Source organism: Herbaspirillum sp. C7C8, assembly GCF_022627875.1.
In the GTDB taxonomy this organism is placed as follows: Bacteria; Pseudomonadota; Gammaproteobacteria; order Burkholderiales; family Burkholderiaceae_D; genus Herbaspirillum.
In genome coordinates this window covers 244,094-266,752 of sequence record NZ_JABXGG010000003.1, presented here as the reverse complement: position 1 = coordinate 266,752, position 22,659 = coordinate 244,094, and the positions used below count along the sequence as shown (strand labels likewise).

Sequence of the window (22,659 nt, the reverse complement as noted above, 5' to 3'; positions counted from 1 at the left end):
TCGTTTTTTCCATGATTGATTCTGCTGACCACGTCACCCATGCACTGCCCGTGACCGTGGCTACGCGCCTGCACTTCACCGATGGCAACACGCGCGCCATCTTCACCGTCGACCTGGTGCAGGATCTGTTGGGCGACTGGGTGCTCACGCAAGCCTGGGACGGCATCGAAGGCCGCAGCGCGGTGCGCCGGGTGGTGGTGGCCGGGCATGAGGAGGGCTTGCGGATGCTGCAGAAGATTGCGCGGCACAAGGAGCGGTTGGGGTTTCGGCCGGTGCATCTTTATCACGTGGGGTGAGGCCGTCGTCTTCGTTCTTGATCGCCGTTCGCGCCTTGCTGGTCCGGGCGGCTTTTTTGTACGTCCACCAGCAAGCCGGCATGCTGCGTGATAGGCTAGTCAGCCTGGAATTTGCACCTATCGGGTGCAGTTTGTTGCGCGGCCGGTAAAAAAACTTAGAAATGCCGACGCAAAAACTAAATCATCAATAATGTAAAAAAATTAGTCCGGAGACAGCCGTGCCTTCTTCATTGTCCCATTCTGCCGCTGACCGTTACCAGGTCGATTCCTCCTATGCCGTACTGCGCCTGTGCATCACCCTGGTCCTCATGATCGTGGGCGCCAGCGGCATGTACGTGATGGCGGTGGTGCTGCCGGCGGTACAGGCGCATTTCCAGGTAGATCGCGGACTGGCCTCCATGCCCTACACCCTGACCATGCTGGGCGTGGGCGTCGGCGGCCTCTTCATGGGCCGCATGGCCGACCGCTACGGCATCATGCGTCCACTGCTGCTGGGCGGGGCCTGCCTGGGTGCAGGCTTCATCGCGGCCGCGCTGGCGCCCAACATCTGGTGCTTCATGGCCGCCCACTGCCTGCTGATCGGCTTGCTGGGCACGGCCTGTACCTTCTCGCCGCTGGTGGCCGATACCTCGCTGTGGTTCCGCAAGCGGCGCGGCATCGCCGTGGCGGTGTGCGCCAGCGGCAACTACCTGGGCGGCGCGCTGTGGCCGCCCATCGTCCAGCACTTTGTCGATAGCGTCGGCTGGCAGCACACCTACATCGGCATGGGCATCGCCTGCAGCCTCATCATGTGCAGCCTGGCCCTGCTCATGCGCGCCCGCCCGCCGGTGCAGGACAGCGCGACTGTCACCGCCCGCCCCGGCGGCGGCCCGCGCCCCTTCGGCCTGGCACCGGGCTCGGCGCAGCTGCTGCTGTGCGTGGCGGGTGTCGCCTGCTGCGTCGCCATGGCCATGCCCCAGGTCCATATCGTCGCCTACTGCGGCGACCTCGGCTACGGCCCGGCGCGCGGTGCCCAGATGCTCTCGCTGATGCTGGCCTGCGGCGTGGTCAGCCGTCTGGTCTCCGGCGCCATCTGCGACCGCATCGGCGGCCTGCGCACGCTGCTGCTGGGCTCGGCGCTGCAGGGCCTGTCGCTGCTGCTGTTCATCCCCTTCGACAGCCTGGCCTCGCTCTATCTCATCTCGGCCCTGTTCGGTCTGTTCCAGGGCGGCATCGTGCCCTCGTATGCCATCATCGTGCGTGAATACTTCCCCGCCGCCGAAGCGGGTCAGCGCGTGGGCGCGGTCATCATGGCCACCATGTTCGGCATGGCCCTGGGCGGATGGATGTCGGGCAAAATCTTTGACCTCACCGGCAATTACCACGCCGCCTTTGCCAACGGCATCGCCTGGAACCTGTTGAACCTGAGCATCGCCGTGCTGCTGTTGACAAGGGTGCGCGGCATGCAGCTGCGCGCCGCCTGAGAGAAAAGGGCGCAACGGCGCAACGGCAGATGGCGCCGTGGTTGGCAGCGTAGCGGCTTTCAGCTACGCTGCCGGGTCAACCTTCAATGCCGTTTCTTCTCATCGCGCCATGTTCATCCTTTTCCTCAAGGCGGTCGTCCTGATCCCGATCACGCTCTTGCCCATCCTTAATCCCCTGGGCATCGCGCCGGTCTTCGCCAACCTGCTGGGCAACGTCAGCCGCAGCACCGAAAAGCGCATCGCGCGCCAGGTCGCCATCAATTGCTGGTTCATGCTGGTGGCGGCCATCTTCATCGGCTCGCACGTGCTGACCTTCTTCGGTATCTCGCTGCCCATCGTGCGCGTGGGGGGCGGCCTGCTGGTGGCGGTCTCGGGCTGGAAACTGCTCAACGACAACAGTCAGGACAGCTCCATCCCCACGCAAGTGGCCAAGTCCTATGACGAAGACCTGCCCGACGACGAAATCAAGGCGCGCAGCTTCTATCCGATGAGCTTCCCCCTGACCGTCGGCCCCGGCACCATCGCCGCTTCCATCACGCTGGGCGCCAATACGCCGACCCGCCTGCTGGATTGGGTCATCTCGGTCGGCAGTGCCGCCCTGGGCGCGGCGCTCACGGCGCTGGTGATCTTCCTTTGCTACAACTATGCGCACAAGCTGGTGCTGCTGATGGGGCGCCTGGGCACCATGGTGGTGCTGCGCCTGTCGGCCTTCATCCTGCTGTGTATCGGGATCCAGATCTTCTGGTCGGGGATGTCGGCGCTGCTGGCCGAGGCGGGGATCAGTGGCGTGGCGCCGTGATGGGAATGCGGGAAAGCCAAAAAATCTGAAACGGGATAGTTAGTTGCAATATGGAAATAACTAACTATTTCAGCCAGCCCAACTCATCCAGTGCATCCTGCACCAGCTCCAGCCGCAACAGCGGGTTGTCCAGCGCCAGCAGGCTCTGCTTGAGGTTCACGGAAATGGGCATCATCTCGGCCCAGCGGTTGGCCACCCAGCCGCAATCGTCCAGCCGGTAAGGCGCGGCGATGGGCACCTCGCTATCCGGCAGGCCCTGGCGCAACACCGATTGCAGCAGATTCTCCAGCGCCTGCGCGGTATTGCGCAACTCCTCGGGGATTGTCACGGCGCGGTCCGCTTCCATCATCTCCACTTGCGCGGTCCATAGTCCGTGTTTCTGCTGCTCGGCCTGCACGATGCGAAAGCGTTCGCCACCCAGACAGGCGATGCGCATGAGACCGGGCGAGGGCGTGCTCCATTCCTGGATGCGCGCCAGCGTGCCCACGCCGACGAAGCGTTCGCTCTGGCCGGGGCGCCGCACTTCCGATCCTTCCGTCAGGGCCACCACGCCGAAGCTGCTGCCCTCGGCGATGCACTTGCCTATCATGTCCAGGTAGCGCACCTCGAAGATCTGCAGCGGCAGCCGCCCTTCCGGGAAAAGCGTGCTGGCCAGCGGAAACAGCGGGATGGTCTGGGCCGAGATCGGCGGGCGCGGGGTAGCGGGGGCGGCGGGCATGGTTACTCCTGGCGGCGGTCACTCACGAACGCAGAGCATACCGGTTCTCGGCCACGCATTCATAGCGCTGCACGATGTAGCCGTTGTCGTCCACGCTCTCCAGATAGACGTCGAACTGCCACAGCCGCGCCATGTGGCGCAGCACCTCGTTGGTACTGTCGCCCAGCGAGCGGCCATCGCTGCGGAAGTGGCGCAGCGTGAGGCTGCGATTGCCGCGCGTGTTGACCGACCAGACCTGGATGTTGGGTTCGCGATGGTTGATGTCGTACTGCCGGGACAGGGCCTGGCGCACGTACTGGAAACCGCGCTCGTTGTGGATGGCCGAGACCTCGATCTCGCTGCGCGCCTCGTCATCGAGCACGGCGAACATGCGCATGTCGCGCATGAGCTTGGGCGAGAGATATTGCGCAATGAAGCTCTCGTCCTTGTAGTTGCGCATCACGTATTGCAGGGTATCGAGCCAGTTGCGCCCGGCGATGTCGGGGAACCACTCGCGGTCTTCATTGGTGGGATTCTCGCAGATGCGGCGGATGTCGCTCATCATCGAGAAGCCCAGTGCATACGGATTGATGCCGTTGTAATACGGTTTGGTGATGGGCGGCTGGAACACCACATTGCTGTGCGAGTGCAGGAATTCCATCATGAAGCCATCGGTCAGGCGGCCCTGGTCATAGAGCGTATTCAACAGCGTGTAATGCCAGAAGGTGGCCCAGCCTTCGTTCATCACCTGGGTCTGGCGCTGGGGATAGAAATACTGCCCGACCTTGCGCACGATGCGGATCACCTCGCGTTCCCAGGGCTCCAGCAGGGGCGCATTCTTCTCGGCGAAGTACAGCAGGTTTTCCTGCGGTTCGGAAGGGAAGCGGCCTTCCACGGCGGCGGCCGCCGTTTCCTTTTTTGCCGGCAAGGTGCGCCACAGCTCGTTGACCTGCGACTGCATATAGGCTTCGCGTTCGCGCTGGCGCGCCTTCTCCTGTGCCAGCGACAGGCGTTGCGGACGCTTGTAGCGGTCCACGCCGTAATTCATCAGCGCATGGCAGGAGTCCAGCAATTCCTCCACGCGTTCGAAGCCATGCCGTTCCTCGCACTCGGCGATGTAATTGCGCGCATACACCAGATAATCGATGATGGCGCTGGCATCGGTCCACAGCTGGAACAGGTAATTGCCCTTGAAGAAGGAGTTGTGGCCATAGGCCGCATGGGCGATGACCAGGGCCTGCATGGTCATCGTGTTCTCTTCCATCAGGTAGGCGATGCAGGGATCGGAATTGATCACGATCTCGTAGGCCAGGCCCATCTGCCCGCGCTTGTAGTCGCGCTCGGTCAGCATGAAATGCTTGCCGTAGGACCAGTGGCGATAGTTGACCGGCATGCCGTGCGAGGCATAGGCATCCATCATCTGCTCGGCCGAGATGATCTCCAGCTGGATGGGGTAGATGTCCAGCTCGTAACCCTTGGCCACGCGTGCGATTTCCTCGTTGTAGCGCTCGATGAGATCAAAGCTCCAGTCCGAGGGGCAAGGCAGCGGGTCATGCTTGAAGCGGCTGTTCATGCGTGCACCTGCTTTTCAAAGAGTTCGCGGAAGACCGGATAGATCTCGGCGGCCGATTGCACCTTCTTCATGGCGAAGTGCGGATGCGATTCGATCAGCTGCATGTACTCGGTCCACAGGTTCTGTTCCGGCTCGGCCACCTGGATGTAGGCGAAGTAGCGCGTCAGCGGCAGGATGGCGGACTCCAGCAGTTCACGGCACTTGGGGGAATCGTCGTTCCAGTTGTCGCCATCCGAGGCTTGCGCGCCGTAGATGTTCCATTCGCTGGGCGAGTAGCGTTTGGTGATGATGTCGTGCATCAGCTCCAGCGCGCTGGAGACTACCGTGCCGCCACTTTCCTGCGAATGGAAGAAGGTGTTTTCATCGACTTCATCGGCGCGGGTGTGATGGCGGATGAAGACCACTTCGATGTGTTCGTAATTGCGCGTGAGAAAGAGATACAGCAGGATGAAGAAGCGTTTGGACAAATCCTTGCGTTGCTCATCCATCGAGCCCGATACGTCCATCACGCAGAACATCACCGCACGGCTGGAGGGCTGCGGCTGGCGCACCCTGTTCACATAGCGCAGATCGAAAGGGTCGATGAAGGGGATGCGCAGGATGCGGGCGCGCAAATGCTTCACTTCCTCTTCCAGCAGCGGGATGTCGGCGCTGTGCTCCTGAGGCTTGCGCTTCATCTCGGCCAGCGCTTCTTCGGCGGCATCGAGCTGGCGCTGCAGCGGCCCGCCCAGGGCGATGCGGCGGCCCAGCGAAGAGCGCAGCGAACGCACCACGTCGATATTGTTGGGCGATCCATCGACCGAATACCCGGCACGCTGGTTCTTCCAGTTGGGTACTTGCAGCAGATTGGTTTCCACCAGACGCGGCAGTTCCAGATCCTCGAAGAAGTAGTGCATGAATTCTTCGCGGGTCAGCTCGAAGGTGAAATCGTCCTGTCCTTCCCCCTCGTTGCTGGCACTGCTGCCGCCACCGCCGCCACTGCCGCCGTTCTGGCGCGGGATGCGGTCACCCTGCAGGTAATCCTGGTTGCCGGGATGCACGGCTTCGCGCTTGCCACCCTTGCCGTGATGGAAGAAGGGCTCCGAGACATCCTTGCGCGGGATGCTGATGCTCTTCGATTTTTCCAGATCGGTGATGCTGCGGTCGCGCACGGCGTCCGCCACCGAACGTTGGATATGCCCCTTGAAGCGCCGCAGGAAGCGCTCCCTGTTGGCGATGCTCTTGTTCTTGCCAGCCAGCCTGCGGTCGATGATCTGATGCAGCACTCGGTTCTCCTGCTAGTGGTCGGCGGTGCGCCAGGCGCACGGCGCCGAAGGGTCGCCGCGCGCATCGCCGTGCTTGGAGCGGGCGATGCGCAACAGCGGCGCTTACGAGGACTTGCGCACGCGCAGGTACCATTCGCACAGCAGGCGTACCTGCTTGGGCGTGTAGCCCTTGCTGACCATGCGGTTGACGAAGTCTTCGTGTTTCTGCATTTCTTCGGTGGAGCCCTTGGCGTTGAAGGAAATCACCGGCAACAGGTCTTCGGTGTTGGAGAACATCTTCTTCTCGATCACCACGCGCAGTTTTTCATAGCTGGTCCACAGCGGATTCTTGCCGCCGTTGTTGACCCGCGCACGCAGCACGAAGTTGACGATCTCGTTGCGGAAGTCCTTGGGGTTGCTGATGCCGGCCGGCTTCTCGATCTTTTCCAGTTCCGCATTCAGGGCCGCGCGGTCGAAGCTTTCGCCGGTATCGTGATCGCGGTATTCCTGATCCTGGATCCAGAAGTCGGCATAGGTCACGTAACGGTCGAAGACGTTCTGGCCATATTCCGAATACGATTCCAGATACGCGGTCTGGATTTCCTTGCCGATGAATTCGGCATAGCGCGAGGCCAGCGTGTCCTTCACGAAGGAGAGATATTTCTGCTCGACTTCCTGCGGGAACTGCTCGCGCTCGATCTGCTGCTCCAGCACGTACATCAGGTGCACCGGATTGGCCGCTACCTCGGTGGTATCAAAGTTGAACACGCGCGAAAGGATCTTGAAGGCGAAGCGCGTGGAGATGCCGTTCATGCCCTCATCCACACCGGCGTAGTCGCGATACTCCTGGTAGGACTTGGCCTTGGGGTCGGTGTCCTTCAGGTTCTCGCCATCATAGACCTGCATCTTGGAGAAGAGGCTCGAATTCTCCGGCTCCTTCAGGCGCGTCAGTACCGAGAACTGCGCCATCATCTTCAGCGTGCCCGGTGCGCACGTGGCCTTGCCCAGCGAAGAGCTGCGGATCAGCTTTTCGTAGATCTTGATTTCTTCGGATACGCGCAGGCAGTAAGGCACCTTGACGATGAAGATGCGGTCCAGCAGCGCTTCATTGTTCTTGTTGTTGCGGAAGGCCTTCCATTCCGATTCGTTGGAGTGGGCCAGGATGACGCCATCGAAGGGGATCGCACCAAAACCTTCGGTGCCCTTGAAGTTGCCTTCCTGCGTGGCCGTCAACAGCGGGTGCAGCACCTTGATGGGGGCCTTGAACATTTCCACGAACTCCAGCAGGCCCTGGTTGGACAGGCACAGGCCGCCCGAATAGCTGTAGGCGTCGGCATCGTCCTGCGAATATTGTTCCAGCTTGCGGATGTCGACCTTGCCGACCAGGGTGGAAATGTCCTGGTTGTTTTCATCGCCCGGCTCGGTCTTGGAAATGCCGATCTGGCGCAGGATGGACGGGTAGCGCTTGACCACACGGAACTGGCGGATGTCGCCGTTGTACTCGTGCAGGCGCTTGACCGCCCAGGGGCTCAGGATGGGTTTGAGATAGCGGCGCGGGATGCCGTACTGCTCTTCGAGGATGGGGCCGTCTTCGTCGTAATCGAACAGGCCCAGCGGCGATTCATTGACCGGCGAACCCTTGATGGAATAGAAGGGCACCTGCTCCATCAACTGCTTCAGGCGCTCGGCGATGGAAGACTTGCCACCACCGACCGGGCCCAGCAGATAAAGGATCTGCTTCTTCTCTTCCAGGCCCTGCGCGGCATGGCGGAAATACGAAACAACCTGCTCGATGACTTCTTCCGCGCCATAGAACTCCTTGAAGGCGGGATAGACCTTGATGACCTTGTTGGCGAAGATGCGCGAGAGGCGCGGATCTTCCCGGGTGTCGACCTTCTCCGGTTCGCCGATGGCCATCAGCATCCGTTCGGCAGCCGATGCGTAGACTGCCGGGTCGTTCTTGCAAAGATTCAGATACTCTTCAAGCGATAATTCTTCTTCTCTGGTCTTGTCGAACCGGCTTGCAAAGCTGCTGTAGATATCCATACCACCTCCGTCGCTCTCAAAAAAGTACGAAACAGATTCATATGTCTGGACTTGCCATCTGCGGTTATCGAAGAACGCGTCGGTGACTCTGTATTGCGTCATTGCCGGTGTGTTCTTTGAAAGCCGTAGCATCCACAGCGTGATGCGAAGATCTTTTCGGATCGTGTTTTTATTCTATTCCTTTTTTTGCTTCCTCTTGATGATCCCATTAGTGCAGCTTCGTTCACCAAGCCCAGGATTTTCCCTGCATGTTCCCGTGCGTTGAGCTGACGCTCTGATCCCCTTGCCGACACAGGGATATTGGAAGCCTCGTTCACATCATGCTCTTTCAATGTGCGCAGCGCGTCAGCGGTTGACCATACGGTGCGCTATTTTCGCGCAGGACACCATGGTGAAATCCCTGATAGCCGACGCAAGAGAACAGGCGGACAATGCCCGTGGGGCCATTCAGAGCAGGCCGGACGGGCTGGTCCTGCCGATGCGGTGGTCCTCCTCCTCCCGGTGCCTTTTGCGCATGCTTGTGCACCGATCTCTTTCCTTCATATCCCCTTATAGCTGGAATCGTGCCAGGCATGTTTGTCATATTGCAGGGTGCCGCCCGCATGAACCATCTTTTTTGTAACGGCGACGATTGCGCTCTTGCTCTGTTGCTGATCCGCCTCATCCCCAGCCGGTGCGCATCCCCGGCGCACCGATGTCCAGCGCCGCTGAAAAAATGCTTTAGATGATTTACAGATTTGTTCATGCGCCGGGCGCATGGACTGTTTGCGTTTTCTTCATGCCTCCTCCCCATCCGATGAAGGTATTGGCAGGATTACGGGAGATGTCTTGCAAGCAACTTCATATCGTGTTTTTCCCGGGCAGGCGGGGCACCGTGAGAGGCCGGGATTGTGAGGGGATGCGGCAATTCCGCCACGTTCTGCCTCTGACGCCGGCCGTTGCGGGGGCGGGGAGGGCGCAAAAGCGCATAAGTCATTGACAGCCAAGGGGAAAATGCAGTCTAATTCAGGGTTCACCATCTGAAGAATTGCGCGCGGTGCCGACGCAGTGCTGTTTCAGTTGCCCACCGGTCGATTACCCAGGTATTGCACCGGGAGGCGGCAGAGGCCAACAGAGTTAATGGTGTCAGCGATGCAGGGGCTGCCGGCTTGTTGGGCGGCAGGGCATCGGTGATGCGGAACAGGCACACCGAAAGCGGTTCCAGAATTCCGATTTATTTTTGCTGTTTGCTCCAAGGCAGCCCAACTTAGCGAGTCCAACATGAAACGTACTTACCAACCTTCCGTCGTGCGTCGCAAGCGTACCCATGGTTTCCGTGCCCGTATGGCCACCCGTGGCGGCCGTGCCGTGATCAACGCCCGTCGCGCCAAGGGCCGCAAGCGTCTGGCTGCTGTTTAAGCCGGGGCCTTGCGCAGCCGTTTCGTGTGACGGACGTCCGTACATCGCTTCCAGCACGTCAAGCAGGCGACTTCCCACGCGATCGGCGAATCGTTAAAACGGATGAGTTTTCATCCGTTTTTCGTTTGCGCCCCGTGTATCGTACCGAGCATTTCGTGTTGTACGCACGCCGCAACAGCCTGCCGCAAGCCCGTCTGGGTGTGGTGGCGGCCAAGCGGCTGGCACCCCGTGCGGTCACCCGCAACACGATCAAGCGGGCTACCCGCGAGCTGTTTCGGCAGGCCCAGCTGCCTGCCGTGGACTGCATCGTGCGGCTGTCGCGCCCGGTCAATACCAGGAAGGATCCTGCCCGCAGTGTGGCAGTCAAGCTCATGCTGCGCGCCGAACTGACGCAATTGTTCGCCTTCCTGCCGAGCGCCCCCGCGTTCGCCAGGAAATAGCCAGGAAAACAGGAAGTGATGAAGACCCCTCTGCTCCTGCTGTTACGTGCCTACAAGCTGGGAGTGAGCCCTTTCCTGGGGCAGAATTGCCGTTTCTATCCCAGCTGTTCCGACTATGCCGCCGAGGCGGTGCGCCTGCATGGCGCGCTCAAGGGCAGCCTGCTGGCCGGCAAGCGCCTGTGCAAGTGCCATCCCTGGCATGCCGGCGGCCTGGATTTCGTGCCGGGTTCGGCCGAGGCACGTGCGCATGCCGAGGCAGAGGCAAGAGGCCCGTCTTCTTCGATTGCCGTTCCCGATTCCCCGACCACTGCGCTGCCGTCTTCGGTAGCGCGGCTGTCTCCCCCTGTGGCCGCTGACGGTTGCAGCCACTCCTGAACTCATCAATACGCATATGGATATCAAACGTACCGTCCTGTGGGTTGTATTCTCCTTCTCCCTGCTACTGCTGTGGGATGGCTGGATGCGCCATAACGGACATCAGTCGATGTTCTTCCCGTCGGCCACCCCGACTCAGGAGCAAGCCGCCGCCAATCCGGCCGCACCCACCGCCAGCCCGACCGGCTCCCCCGTGCCGCAGGCCGGCACGCCCGCACCGGCACCTGGCGCCGTGCCGGGGGCTGACGTGGCTGCCGCCACCAAGGGCGAAACCATCACCATCACCACCGACCTGGTCAAGGCCAGCATCGATACCGTGGGCGGTGAGTTGAAGCGCCTGGAATTGCTGAAGCAACCGGACGTGGTCGACCCGACCAAGAACGTGGTGCTGTTCGATTCCGAACCGGGCCACATGTACCTGGCCGAGTCGGGCCTGATCGGCGGTCCCTTCCCCAACCACAAGACCCTCTTCACTGCCCAGGCCGGTCCGCGTACGCTGGACAATGGCAATGAAATCCAGCTGGTGCTGGTGGCCGAGCAGGGTGGCGTGAAGCTGACCAAGACCTACACCTTCAAGCGCGACAGCTACCTGATCGACGTCAAGCACACCGTGACCAACACCACGGGCGCGGCGATCAATCCTTCGCTGTACCTGCAACTGGTGCGCGACGGCAACAAGCCCGGTGGCGAATCGCACTTCTACAGCACCTTCACCGGTCCTGCGGTGTACAGCAACGCCGAGCATTTCGAGAAGCTGGACTTCGAGAAGATCGCCAACGGCAAGCAGCAGCACGTCAACAAGGCTGACAATGGCTGGTTCGCCATGGTGCAGCATTACTTCGTCTCGGCCTTCATCCCGCCCGAGAAGGCGCAGCGCGACATCTTCAGCAAGAAGGTCGGCGACAACCTGTATGCGGTCGGTTCCATCCTGCCGCTGGGCACCGTGGCACCGAACGCCAGCGTGACCATGGACAGCCAGCTGTATTCCGGCCCGACCATTTCCAAGACCCTGCAGGCCATTGCCCCGGGCCTGGATCTGGTGCGCGACTACGGCCACCTGACCGTGATCGCCGAGCCCATCTTCTGGCTGATGACCCACATCCACAACCTGGTGGGCAACTGGGGCTGGACCATCATCCTGCTGACGGTGCTGATCAAGCTGGTGTTCTTCCCGCTGTCGGCCGCCAGCTATCGCAGCATGGCCAAGATGAAGGCGGTCTCGCCGAAGATGCAGGCCATCCGCGAACGCCACAAGGGTGATCCGCAAGCCATGAACCGCGAGATGATGGCGCTCTACAAGACCGAGAAGATCAATCCGCTGGGGGGCTGCCTGCCCATCGTGATCCAGATTCCGGTGTTCATCTCGCTGTACTCGGTGCTGCTGGCATCGGTGGAAATGCGCGGCGCGCCGTGGCTGGGCTGGGTGCATGACCTGACCGCACCTGACCGTCTGTTCGGCACCATCCCTTACTTCAACATGCCCATCGGCCTGTTGCCGATCATCATGGCGGCATCGATGTTCCTGCAGACCAGGCTGAACCCGACCCCGCCGGACCCGGTCCAGGCCAAGGTGATGATGTTCATGCCGCTGGTGTTCTCGTTCATGTTCTTCTTCTTCCCGTCCGGCCTGGTGCTGTACTGGGTGACGAACAACATCCTGTCGATCGCGCAGCAATGGGTGATCACCCGCAACATCGAGAGCGGCAAGACCAAGTAATCCGGTTCTTGCAGGCCATCAAAGGAAAAACCCGTGGAATCCACGGGTTTTTTTTCGGTCGTACCGGGCAGGCAGGTTTAACATGGCTTTACGTCGTTGCTCCGAGGGGGAGCAGCGGCGGTCTCACCTCAACACAACAACAAGTACTCGCAGATGACTTTCGATTCTTCTCCCATTGCCGCCATCGCCACCGCACCCGGACGCGGAGGCATTGGCGTGGTCCGCATTTCCGGCAAGAACCTGGCGCCGGTGATGCGCGCCGTATGTGGTCGCGACAGCCTGTCGCCGCGTCATGCCACCTATCTGCCTTTCCTCAACGAGGATGGCAGTCCGATCGACCAGGGCCTGGCGATCCATTTCCCGGCCCCGCATTCCTACACCGGGGAGGATGTGCTGGAGCTGCAGGGGCACGGCGGCCCGGTGGTGATGCAGATGTTGCTGGCGCGCTGTGTGCAGGCCGGCAGCGAGATCGGTCTGCGCCTGGCCGAGCCGGGTGAATTCACCCAGCGCGCCTTCCTGAACGACAAGATCGACCTGGCCCAGGCCGAGGCCGTGGCCGACCTGATCGAAGCCACTACCGAGGCGGCGGCCAAGTCGGCCTCCGAATCGCTCTCGGGCGCCTTCTCCAAGGTGATTCATGAGCTGGTGGACCAGGTCACGCGCCTGCGCATGCTGGTGGAAGCGACGCTGGATTTCCCCGAGGAAGAAATCGATTTCCTCAAGCAGAGTGACGCCCGCGGTCAGTTGGCCACCATCCGCGCCACGCTGGAAGAGGTCTTCAGGCATGCGGCCCAGGGGGCCTTGCTGCGTGATGGATTGAATGCGGTGCTGGCCGGCAAGCCCAACGTGGGCAAGTCCTCGCTGTTGAACGTACTGGCCGGATCGGATGTGGCCATCGTCACGCCCATCGCTGGCACCACGCGCGACAAGGTGACGCAGACCATCCAGATCGAGGGCATGCCGCTGAACATCATCGATACCGCCGGCATTCGCGAGGCCGGCGAGGATGGCAGCGGCCCGGATGAAGTCGAGCGCATCGGCATCGAGCGCACCTGGGCCGAGGTGGCCAAGGCCGATGTGATCCTGCACATGCTGGACGCTGACCGTGGCCCTACGCTGGAAGATGAGAAGATCACCGCGCGCTTTCCTGAAGGCGTACCCATCATCCGCATCTGGAACAAGATCGACCGCTCCGGCCACAAGCCGGCCGTGGATACCATGCCCGATGCCACGCACGTTTACCTTTCGGCGTCCGAAGGACAGGGCGTGGACTTGTTGCGGGCCGAATTGCTGCGCATTGCTGGCTGGCAGCAGACAGTGGAGTCGCGCTATCTGGCCCGCGAGCGTCACTTGCTGGCGTTGAAGGCGGCCGATGAGCACCTGGCCCATGCGGCGGCGCATGCGGCGTTGGACAATGAGGCCGGTGAACATGCGCTGGATCTGTTTGCGGAAGAACTGCGGCTGGCGCAGGAGCGCTTGTCCAGCATCACCGGCAAGTTCACGCCGGATGATTTGCTGGGGGTGATCTTTTCGCGCTTCTGTATCGGGAAATGAGCTTGCTCCCAAATCGGAGCATGTCGTGTTAGGGCGACAACAAGTTACCCAATCCTGACAGATAGCTCACAGTCCACTGCACAATTGCAACGGATGTTACAGCGTGTAAAAACGTTGGAGGCGCAAGAGGGGCATCGTTATTCTGAAGTTCCTCCCCCTCCAATTCATCACCCCTGAGAATTGGATTTAACCCGCCACCGCAAGGTGCGCGGGTTTTTTTATATCCATACCGATCTGTCCAGGCTCTGCAGCAAAGGGGCGGCGCTGCTAAGATGCCAGCTGCCTGAATTCATCCCTCTCACATCACCATAGGAAAAAGAGCATGTCCGCCAATCCGCGCAACGCTGACTATCCCATTGATCCGCAATTCCTGAACCGCTGGTCTCCGCGCGCCTACAACGGTGCCGAGATCTCTGAAGAAACCGTCCTGACTTTCCTGGAAGCCGCCCGCTGGGCGCCCTCGGCCTACAATGCGCAGCCTTGGCGCTTCGTCTACGCGCGTCGTGGCACGCCGGCCTGGGACAGCCTGCTGGGTCTGTTGAACGAATTCAACCGTAGCTGGTGTGCCAATGCTTCGGCGCTGATCGTGGTGTTGTCGCGGACCGTGATGGTGCCGCCGGGTGCCACCGACGCGGTACCGGCGCCGACCCATTCCTTCGACACCGGCTCGGCCTGGGGTTATCTGGCCTTGCAGGCGTCGCTGTCGGGCTGGCATGCGCACGGCATGGCCGGTTTCGACAAGGACCGCGCCCGCACTGAACTGAATGTGCCGGCTGAATTCTCGGTGGAAGCCATGGTGGTGGTGGGCAAGCTGGGTGACAAGTCGGTCCTGCCGGAAGGGTTGCAGGCACGTGAAGTGCCCAGCCCGCGTGAGCCGCTCTCCAAGCTGGCATTCGAGGGCAAGTTCAAGGCGTAAGGCCTGCTCGTAAAATATTTCGCAATTTTCTAAAAAAGGCCTGGCTTTTTGAAAAAGTCTCTCCTATAATAGCGATCTTTCAGCAAGCAAGGACAGCTGAAACGGTTTTAGGAGTGGTAGTTCAGTTGGTTAGAATACCGGCCTGTCACGCCGGGGGTCGCGGGTTCGAGCCCCGTCCGCTCCGCCAAATAAAATGCCCCGTTCGCAAGAACGGGGCATTTTTGTTTTTGCGAAGCAAAAACTGCGGAGTGGAGGGAGCCGCCTGCGCGGCTCCCGGCGGGGCGAGAAGGGAATCGCTTGCAAGCGATTCCGCGGCCTGCGCTTGTGTAGGAGAGCCCCGTCCGCTCCGCCAGATAAAACGCCTCATTCGCAAGAATGGGGCGTTTTTGTTTTTGCGCGTTCTTTTCTGCGCCATCTGCAATAAGAAAAAAGCCGATGCACCCCAAGACGCATCGGCTTCTTCATACAGCCAGCAGCCAGCAAGTCCAATCAACCCTTGCCCTTGCTCCCCGACAACTGCTCCACCACCTGCCTCGGCGCTTCGGCATAGTGCTTGAACTCCATCGAGTAAGTCGCGCGCCCCTGCGAGAGCGAGCGCAGCGTGGTCGAGTAGCCGAACATTTCCGACAACGGGACTTCAGCACGCACCAGCTTGCCGCCGCCCACGATGTCTTCCATGCCCTGCACCATCCCGCGCCGCGACGACAGGTCGCCCATCACGTTGCCCATGAATTCCTCGGGCGTTTCCACCTCGACCTGCATCATCGGTTCCAGCAGCATCGGACCGGCACGCTTCATCGCTTCCTTGAAGGCCATGGAGCCGGCCATGCGGAAGGCGTTTTCGTTGGAGTCCACATCGTGGTACGAACCGAAGGTCAGCGTAGCCTTCACGTCAACCACCGGATAACCGGCCAGCACGCCCGCCTTCAGCGACTCCTGGATACCCTTGTCGACCGCCGGGATGAACTCGCGCGGGACCACGCCACCCTTGATGGCATCGACGAATTCATAGCCCTTGCCGGCCGGCTGCGGCTCCAGCTTGATCACCACGTGGCCATACTGCCCGCGTCCACCGGACTGCTTGACGAACTTGCCCTCGACATCTTCCACGCCTTTGCGGATCGCTTCGCGGTAAGCCACCTGCGGCTTGCCCACCGTGGCCTCGACGTTGAATTCGCGCTTCATCCGGTCCACCAGGATTTCCAGGTGCAGCTCGCCCATGCCCGACATGATGGTCTGGCCCGATTCCTCATCGGTATGCACGCGGAAGGACGGATCCTCCTGCGCCAGGCGATTCAAGGCGATGCCCATCTTTTCCTGGTCGGCCTTGGTCTTCGGTTCCACCGCCTGCGAGATCACGGGCTCAGGGAAGATCATGCGTTCCAGGATGATGGGATGTTCCGGATCCGACAGCGTGTCACCGGTCGTCACATCCTTCAGGCCCACGGCGGCCGCGATATCGCCCGCGAACACCTCCTTGATTTCCTTGCGCTCGTTGGCGTGCATCTGCAGGATGCGGCCCAGGCGTTCCTTCTTGCCCTTGACCGGGTTGTAGACCGTGTCGCCCGAATTGACGATGCCGGAATACACGCGGAAAAAGGTCAGCTGCCCCACGAAGGGATCGGTCATGATCTTGAAGGCCAGCGCCGAGAACGGTTCCTCGTCCGAAGGATGGCGCTCGATCTCGCTGTCGTCCTCGGCATGGCCGGCAATGGCGGGCACGTCCACGGGCGAGGGCAGGTAATCGATCACCGCATCCAGCATGGCCTGCACGCCCTTGTTCTTGAAGGCGCTGCCGGCCAGCATCGGCACGATCTCGTTGGCCACCGTGCGCAGGCGCAGGCCGCGCTTGATGTCGTCTTCGCTCAGGGGATTGCCGGAGAGATATTTCTCCAGCAGTTCCTCATTGGCCTCGGCAGCCTGCTCGACCATCAGGTCGCGCCAGTGGCGTGCGGTGTCCTCCAGCTCCAGCGGGATGTCTTCATACTTGAACAGCACGCCCTGGCTGGCTTCGTCCCAGATGATGGCCTTCATCTTGACCAGGTCGATCACGCCCGAGAAATGGTCTTCCGCGCCCACCGGAATCTGGATGGGGACGGCTTTGCCTTTGAGGCGTTCCTCGATCTGCTTCTGCACGCGGAAGAAGTCCGCGCCGATGCGGTCCATCTTGTTGACGAAGGCAATGCGCGGCACCTTGTACTTGTTGGCCTGGCGCCAGACGGTCTCGGACTGCGGCTGCACGCCGCCCACCGAGTCATACACCATCACCGCGCCATCGAGCACGCGCATGGAGCGCTCCACCTCGATGGTGAAGTCCACGTGGCCCGGGGTATCGATGATGTTGATGCGGTGCTCGGGATAATTGCCGGCCATGCCCTTCCAGAAGGCCGTGGTGGCCGCCGAGGTGATGGTGATGCCGCGTTCCTGCTCCTGCTCCATCCAGTCCATGGTGGCCGCACCGTTGTGCACTTCACCGATCTTGTGGTTCACACCCGTATAAAAAAGAATGCGCTCGGTGGTCGTGGTCTTGCCCGCGTCGATATGCGCGCTGATACCGATGTTGCGGTAGTTTTCTATTCGGGTCTTGCGGCTCATGGCATGTCCTTTCGATGGGTGCCGTCAAATGCTGGATTCAGTACTGCTGGGTTAATGTTTGATTAATGATGTTGCTCATTACCGTTTATTTATGTAATGAGCATTAGATAATAGGAACGTCTTCCCCAAAGTTCAAGGGCTGGCGATTTAATTTTGTAATGTCGACTAAATTAAACTACACTTCTGCGCAACACCATTACCGCCAGGGGTAATGCCCCGCAAAGGAAACCGATGATAAAAACCCGTGGCCGTCCGCGCAGCTTCGACCGCGACCAGGCGCTGCAGCAGGCCATGCAAGTGTTCTGGAGCAAGGGCTATGAAGGCACCACCATGGCCGATCTGTGCGAGGCCATCGGCGTGAAGGCTCCCAGTCTCTACTCGGCCTTCGGCGACAAGGATGCGCTTTTCCGCGAAGTCATGGAGGTTTACTCGCGCACCATCAGTGCCGAACCGCTGCGCCTGTTGCAGGCCGGCAAGGGTATTCGCGAAGACCTGCAAGCCATGCTGCGCGCCAGCGTACGCATGTATTCGGGCAAGACGACGGTGCCGGGCTTGCCGGCGGGAAAGGGGTGTATGGTCGTGATTTCAGCCATCAACTGTGCGCCCGAGAACAGCCAGCACAGTGATGCGCTCTCGCAACGCCGCCACAAGCGCCGCAATGAAATTCGCGCCCGCCTGTTGCAGGCGCAGCGCGAAGGGGAGATCCGCGCCGATGCCGATGTCACGGCGCTGGGCGATTTCTACACCAGCTTTCTCAATGGCCTGGCGCTGGGTGCGCGCGATGGTGTCTCCAGCGCGCGACTGGCCGCCACGCTGCCGCATGCGATGCTGCCGCTGGAAAATGTGCTCGTGGCGCCCCCTGCCAGGATCACCGAGGCGCAACGACGCGCATGAAAAACGGGAGCCCATGGGCTCCCGTTGTCGTGATGCAAATAGGGCCGCTTGAGTTCAGGCAGCCTGCGCCAGCGTCCCGTCGTTCTCCTTCAACTGCCCGCCCAGCGCATCGACCAGCGCCGAGAGCAGCTTGGCCAGCTCACCGGTCATCAGCATGAAGTCGCCATCGAAGCGCTCATCGTCGTTCTTGCCGGCGATCTCGCTGTCTTCCTTGAGCACGTCCAGCGGCGCGATGCGCTTGACCGACAGGTTCTCGGTCAACACGAAGGAGACCTTGTCGGCCCAGGTCAGCGCCAGGCGCGTACACTGCTTGCCGGCTTCGATGTGGCGGCGGATGTCGTCGGCTTCGAGCGTGTGGCGCACGTAGCGCACCGTCGCCTTGCTCTCGGCGGTGGAGCGCAGCTCGGTATCCTGGTCCACGGTGAAACCATTGGGCGCTTCGTCGCTGGCCAGCCAGTCGGTCATGGCCGCTGCCGGCGACATGACGGTGCGCAGCGTTTCCAGCGGGAACTTGGGGATGGCCTTGAAGAGCAGCTTCAACACTTCCTCGGCCTTGGAGGGCGAGCCGGCATCGACCAGCAGCCAGCCATTGACCGGATCGATCCAGACCCAGGTGCTGCGCACCACCGAGAAGGCGCGCGGCAGCAGCTCATCCGTGACTTGCTCCTTCAATTCCTTGGTCTGCTTGCGGCCCGGCGGGAAACCTTGCTGTTCTTCCAGCTCGGCGGCACGGGCCTTGGTGACCTGGTTGATGACGGTCGAGGGCAGCAGTTTCTTCTCGGTATCGAGTTTCAAGAGCAGCTGGCGGTTGACCACATGCACCAGTTTTTCATTGTTGCGCGGCGGCACCCAGCCCTGGCTCTGCATGTCCAGGCTGGAGCAGGCGGTGAAGGCCTGCGGTGCGAGATGGGATTCGAGTTCGTCGGCATGGATCGCCCACGGTGCGGGCAGACGGTAGATCTGGAGATTCTTGAACCACATAGGTTTCCGGAGCAGGGCAAAGAGGGAAAGGAGGAGATTTTACACGCCCGTCCTGCCGCAAGCGATGTCGGATTGTCCACGCTTGCAGTTAAATTTTCCATGGCCGGGCTGGCCGCAGAGCTCGCCGGAAAAACGCACAGAAAGTTCGCGGGGAAATGGATCAGCCGGCAAACGGCAATTCCGCCTGCACCGCCTGTGCGGCCGCCGCAAGCTCATCCTTGCGCGAGAGCGCACCCACGCGCACACCGAGCAGGCGCAGCTTCTTTTCCAGTGGTACGCGCTTCAGACATTCCCCGGCCGCCTGGCGGATGGTGGCGGCGTCCCCGGTGGGCGAGGGCAGTGTCACATCGCGCGTCACACCCTGGAAATCGGCGTATTTCAGCTTGATGCCGATGGTGCGGCCGACATAGCCCTTGCGCTCCAGGTCGCCGGCCAGCTTCACGCACAGGGCCGTGAAGATTTCGGAGAGTTGCGCGCGGTCGGCACGCGCATGCAGGTCGCGTTCGAAGGTGGTTTCCCGGCTGATGGATTTGGGTTCGGAATACGTCTGCACCGGGCGATCATCGACGCCCTGCGCCACGCGTCCCAGCCATTCCGAATAACTGCGTCCGAAATGCGCACGCAGCAATTCAGGCGAGGCACGTGCCAGGTCGGCCACGGTCTCGATGCCCAATGCTGCCAGCTTCTCGGCGGCCTTCGGCCCGATACCATTGATCTTGCGCGCCGGCAGCGGCCAGATGCGGCGCTCGATGTCCGCGGGCGTGAGAATGGTGAGCCCATCGGGTTTGTCCAGTTCGGAAGAGATCTTGGCCTGGTAATGCAGAAAATATCAACTAGCATAAATATAGTTTAAATACAGGGTTTTTACTTGTGCTAGTTGCATAAATACGGAGGTGTTTGATGACCTATCGCTTGCTCAGAAGTGAAGGGGCATATCCGTACCAAGTCGTTGATCAGGCTGGCTTGCCTCACAGCGAAATGACCCTTTATGCATGCTTAAGCGAGCGTTATCTTTCACCGAGGAGCGCTCTGGCCTACACACGAGAAATTGTCAAATATGCAAGCTGGATATCTGATAACTCGATAGCGCGGCGCCAATGTTGGACTCTCGTGGCGCCACCAGACGCAGTCAGGTCGGCGCTTTCGTATTTTTTAACCGTAGAAATGAAATGTGTGGAAGTTTTAGGGAGTGATCCACTAGGATTTGAGACAAGAAAGATTATTCCGACGCTGAATACAACACGCAATTTAGAAATGCTGCTGGCGGCGTTACGGTCATTTTATTCAGTTCTAATTAAGAATCAGCGTTATTCGTATGCCAATCCCCTCGAGGGAGATGAGGCAAGAGAACTCATTGATGGAGAACGACAGCGGGCACGAGATAGATTCATCCAAGAGCATGGTCGTCCGCCGATGCATCCCGACAGTGGTGTAGATGACGTTAAAAGGCAGCGGCAAAGTGCTGCTTACTTCCGGCTTCGGAACGACGAATGGATTCCTGAATATATTGATGATCCAAGCCTTTTCGCGAAAGTGTTAGCGGCCGGAGAAGAATGGGGTTGGAGCCTACGAGAAATAGGAATTGCGAAATTACTCTTTGATAGTGGATGCCGTATCCATGAGGCTTGCGCGCTCACTATGGGTGATTGGTTAGATAGTCAGTTTCAGCGATCATTTCGGTCTATTAACAAAGGTAGTCATGGAATAAGAGCGAAGAAGCTTTTCATCACCGACCGTACGGTGAAAATCCTGCAATCGTATGTCTCAGGGCAGCGCTCCTTGCTTGATCCTTATTCGAGGCGGTTGCCAGACTTTGAGTTGATGGAAAAGTGCGAATTGGACAAGATCCCACTATTCATCACTACGCAAAAGACCGCTCTGGCTCCCGATCACTTCCGAAGAAATTTCTGGCATCCAGCACTTAAAGCTAGCGGCATACAGTTAAGGCCACATCAATGCAGGCACTGGTTTGTCACAATGGGATTGAACGACATCCATCAATGCGCCAAATCAGATGAGGAATTGCTGCGTCTGCGGGGAGAGTTTCGCGAACTTCTCGCCTGGCGAAGCGACATGCTTCCTGTCTATGATCAAGCACGAACGAGGCACAACTTGCCGGAGCTCGCAGCCAAACTTCAGGAGAGAATTGAAGAGCAACATGATCGTGCAGTAGCTGAGCTCCGCGAAAGGAAAATTTCAGCCACGGAGACGAAAAAGACCGAAGGCCAGCGTCTCTTGGAGGAGATGCTCAAGTCATGAAAGACGATATCAAAAAGCGTCGTTCTGCGCTTAATCTTCCGCTACTAAAGCGGATAGTCGACGAGTTAAAAAGACTTCGAAAAATTGGAAAGCCATTCCGCATGGATGATCTTGCATCGCGTTTGCGCAGTGCAGAGACAACAATAAAACGCTATGCCAAGCCCTATCTTTCTGAGCTGAGAGAAGAACTAATATCTCGCGAAATACGCACGTCATCGGACTACGCCGCCTGGCGAAAAGATTTTGAGACGTTTGCTAGACTAATTCTACGGTCGGAACGTGGGAGGAGCCTAAAGAAAAAATTTTATAGGGAGTCGATCGAGGAAATCCATAGAAATGGCAAAGTAACCTTTTCAAAAGTGTTCGCCTTGACTCGCAGAGAAAAAGGGCGACTTGCGGAGGAACTCACTGAGTGGGAACGCGAGACAGGAAACGTTGTGACACGCCGCGACCCATGGCGCATGGGTACTGGAGATCTCTATCAGGATGATGCATCCTCGGAGAATCTTCCGCTGACTAAAGACATAGTATTTCGTGAATTTGAGCGTCGACGTGAGCTTGGTCTTCCCTGTCTCCAAAAGGAGATTGCAGAATATCTGGGGCCATCGGTAGGAACGATCTCCAACTACGGCAACCTTTGGATTCGCGAACTAGCAGACGAACTGTTGAAGAAGAATGTAAAAACGCAAGAAGACTATTTGGCCTGGCAGAAAGACTTTTTAACCTTTCGAGTTTTTTTATCCAATACAAGAAAGCGCAATTATATTTTGTCTAAATATTTGCGTTTGACGATTGATGAACTTGGAAGGCAGGGGATTCCAATTTCATACTCTGAACTCAGTCGCAAGACTAGATGCGGAACAAAAATAATTCAGAGTGCGCTCGCCGAATGGGAGATGTCGACCGGAAAGCGAGTTGAAAGGGCTCAAGCTTGGAAGGAAATTACGCTTCAGATGGTGCTGGAGAAAGTCTCACCAGAGCTTCACGAGCTTCCATTGACGGTGTTGGAATCCCCGGAGATGGGAAAGCCGTTTTTGCCATTTCAACTAAGAATGTTATACAACTTGGTTCATCCAAATTTGAGAAATACGGCATTTTTTGTGATGGCTTTTGCCGATGGAAATCGTAAAAATGACATTCGTTTCTTTACCAAACTTGATAGGTTTCTATTGGAACTAAATATTCCAGACATCAATGCCGTCGATTTCAATCGCTTTTTAAAAAAGATACATGACAAAGAACTCTTCCCTGAGTTACAAGCAGGAGTTGTCGTGGCTTTCTTGCAATCTTATTTCAGGTTAATAAGACAACAGGAAAACTATGTTCGAAAACTGACCTCGCAGCAAAAAAAATAATCTCTGAATTTCGTCTTCCTAAGATTATCGATACGCATTTTTGGGAAGAATCACCGT

The 22,659-nt window shown here is 59.2% G+C and carries 19 protein-coding genes, 1 tRNA gene and 1 pseudogene; 13 read left to right on the top strand and 8 right to left on the bottom strand.

Features of this window, described 5'->3' with window-relative positions:
- The first annotated feature begins 11 nt into the window (after positions 1-11).
- The 3 genes from HWE01_RS05785 (at position 12) to HWE01_RS05775 (ending at position 2,558) form a co-directional block, all read left to right on the top strand.
- Positions 12-296 (top strand): WGR domain-containing protein, encoded by a 285-nt coding sequence (locus HWE01_RS05785; RefSeq protein ID WP_008332962.1) that lies wholly within the window; start codon positions 12-14, stop codon positions 294-296.
- 308 nt (positions 297-604) lie between these two features.
- Entirely contained in the window at positions 605-1,759 is a 1,155-nt protein-coding gene (locus HWE01_RS05780) for an MFS transporter (protein WP_241821355.1), read from the top strand.
- Positions 1,760-1,868: 109 nt separating this feature from the next.
- Positions 1,869-2,558, top strand: a complete 690-nt coding sequence (locus HWE01_RS05775) for a MarC family protein (RefSeq protein WP_034351390.1) — start codon at positions 1,869-1,871, stop codon at positions 2,556-2,558.
- Between the two features lie 64 nt (positions 2,559-2,622).
- Here HWE01_RS05775 and HWE01_RS05770 read toward each other — a convergent pair whose 3' ends face one another.
- The 5 genes from HWE01_RS05770 to HWE01_RS05750 form a co-directional block, all read right to left on the bottom strand.
- Entirely contained in the window at positions 2,623-3,276 is a 654-nt protein-coding gene (locus HWE01_RS05770) for an LON peptidase substrate-binding domain-containing protein (protein ID WP_008332938.1), read from the bottom strand.
- A 22-nt stretch (positions 3,277-3,298) separates the two neighbouring features.
- Complete coding sequence (locus tag HWE01_RS05765) at positions 3,299-4,828, bottom strand: SpoVR family protein (RefSeq protein ID WP_008332933.1); 1,530 nt, start codon at positions 4,826-4,828, stop codon at positions 3,299-3,301.
- The gene (locus HWE01_RS05760) at positions 4,825-6,093 is read right to left on the bottom strand and encodes a YeaH/YhbH family protein (protein WP_008332932.1); all 1,269 of its coding nucleotides are present in this window, start codon (positions 6,091-6,093) and stop codon (positions 4,825-4,827) included. Before HWE01_RS05760 ends, HWE01_RS05765 begins: the two co-directional genes overlap by 4 nt.
- 102 nt (positions 6,094-6,195) lie before the next feature.
- Positions 6,196-8,118: a PrkA family serine protein kinase gene (locus tag HWE01_RS05755; RefSeq protein ID WP_008332931.1), complete on the bottom strand. Its 1,923-nt coding sequence runs from the start codon at positions 8,116-8,118 to the stop codon at positions 6,196-6,198.
- A 539-nt stretch (positions 8,119-8,657) separates the two neighbouring features.
- Positions 8,658-8,876 (bottom strand): hypothetical protein, encoded by a 219-nt coding sequence (locus tag HWE01_RS05750; RefSeq protein WP_157174279.1) that lies wholly within the window; start codon positions 8,874-8,876, stop codon positions 8,658-8,660.
- Between the two features lie 502 nt (positions 8,877-9,378).
- On the opposite strand from HWE01_RS05750, the gene rpmH reads away from it, so the two are divergent.
- From rpmH to HWE01_RS05715, 7 genes are all read left to right on the top strand, one after another.
- Positions 9,379-9,516, top strand: a complete 138-nt coding sequence (rpmH, locus tag HWE01_RS05745; RefSeq protein ID WP_006461360.1) for a 50S ribosomal protein L34 — start codon at positions 9,379-9,381, stop codon at positions 9,514-9,516.
- Between the two features lie 26 nt (positions 9,517-9,542).
- The gene (rnpA, locus tag HWE01_RS05740; RefSeq protein ID WP_175343975.1) at positions 9,543-9,956 is read left to right on the top strand and encodes a ribonuclease P protein component; all 414 of its coding nucleotides are present in this window, start codon (positions 9,543-9,545) and stop codon (positions 9,954-9,956) included.
- A gap of 18 nt (positions 9,957-9,974) precedes the next feature.
- Complete coding sequence (yidD, locus tag HWE01_RS05735) at positions 9,975-10,331, top strand: membrane protein insertion efficiency factor YidD (protein WP_241821291.1); 357 nt, start codon at positions 9,975-9,977, stop codon at positions 10,329-10,331.
- A 16-nt stretch (positions 10,332-10,347) separates the two neighbouring features.
- Positions 10,348-12,048, top strand: a complete 1,701-nt coding sequence (yidC, locus tag HWE01_RS05730) for a membrane protein insertase YidC (RefSeq protein WP_008332923.1) — start codon at positions 10,348-10,350, stop codon at positions 12,046-12,048.
- A gap of 153 nt (positions 12,049-12,201) precedes the next feature.
- Complete coding sequence (mnmE, locus tag HWE01_RS05725) at positions 12,202-13,602, top strand: tRNA uridine-5-carboxymethylaminomethyl(34) synthesis GTPase MnmE (RefSeq protein WP_241821290.1); 1,401 nt, start codon at positions 12,202-12,204, stop codon at positions 13,600-13,602.
- A 322-nt stretch (positions 13,603-13,924) separates the two neighbouring features.
- Positions 13,925-14,518 (top strand): nitroreductase family protein, encoded by a 594-nt coding sequence (locus HWE01_RS05720; protein ID WP_008332918.1) that lies wholly within the window; start codon positions 13,925-13,927, stop codon positions 14,516-14,518.
- Between the two features lie 110 nt (positions 14,519-14,628).
- Positions 14,629-14,705, top strand: a tRNA-Asp gene (locus tag HWE01_RS05715).
- 302 nt (positions 14,706-15,007) lie between these two features.
- Here the strand turns inward: HWE01_RS05715 and fusA are convergent.
- Positions 15,008-17,113 (bottom strand): elongation factor G, encoded by a 2,106-nt coding sequence (gene fusA / locus HWE01_RS05710; RefSeq protein ID WP_241821289.1) that lies wholly within the window; start codon positions 17,111-17,113, stop codon positions 15,008-15,010.
- A 231-nt stretch (positions 17,114-17,344) separates the two neighbouring features.
- Between fusA and HWE01_RS05705 the strand changes: the two genes are divergently transcribed.
- Positions 17,345-18,007 (top strand): TetR/AcrR family transcriptional regulator, encoded by a 663-nt coding sequence (locus HWE01_RS05705; protein WP_008332915.1) that lies wholly within the window; start codon positions 17,345-17,347, stop codon positions 18,005-18,007.
- Between the two features lie 54 nt (positions 18,008-18,061).
- Here HWE01_RS05705 and HWE01_RS05700 read toward each other — a convergent pair whose 3' ends face one another.
- Positions 18,062-18,988, bottom strand: coding sequence for a recombination-associated protein RdgC (locus HWE01_RS05700; protein ID WP_175345121.1), 927 nt, complete (start codon positions 18,986-18,988; stop codon positions 18,062-18,064).
- 160 nt (positions 18,989-19,148) lie between these two features.
- Positions 19,149-19,799, bottom strand: a pseudogene (locus HWE01_RS05695) (DinB/UmuC family translesion DNA polymerase); the annotation flags it as partial.
- A gap of 89 nt (positions 19,800-19,888) precedes the next feature.
- Here HWE01_RS05695 and HWE01_RS05690 point away from each other — a divergent pair.
- Together HWE01_RS05690 and HWE01_RS05685 are read left to right on the top strand one after the other, a co-directional pair.
- Positions 19,889-21,247 carry a site-specific integrase gene (locus tag HWE01_RS05690; protein ID WP_241821288.1) on the top strand — a complete coding sequence of 453 codons (1,359 nt, stop codon included), beginning with the start codon at positions 19,889-19,891 and terminating at the stop codon, positions 21,245-21,247.
- Complete coding sequence (locus tag HWE01_RS05685; protein ID WP_241821287.1) at positions 21,244-22,602, top strand: hypothetical protein; 1,359 nt, start codon at positions 21,244-21,246, stop codon at positions 22,600-22,602. Before HWE01_RS05690 ends, HWE01_RS05685 begins: the two co-directional genes overlap by 4 nt.
- Positions 22,603-22,659: the final 57 nt, after the last annotated feature.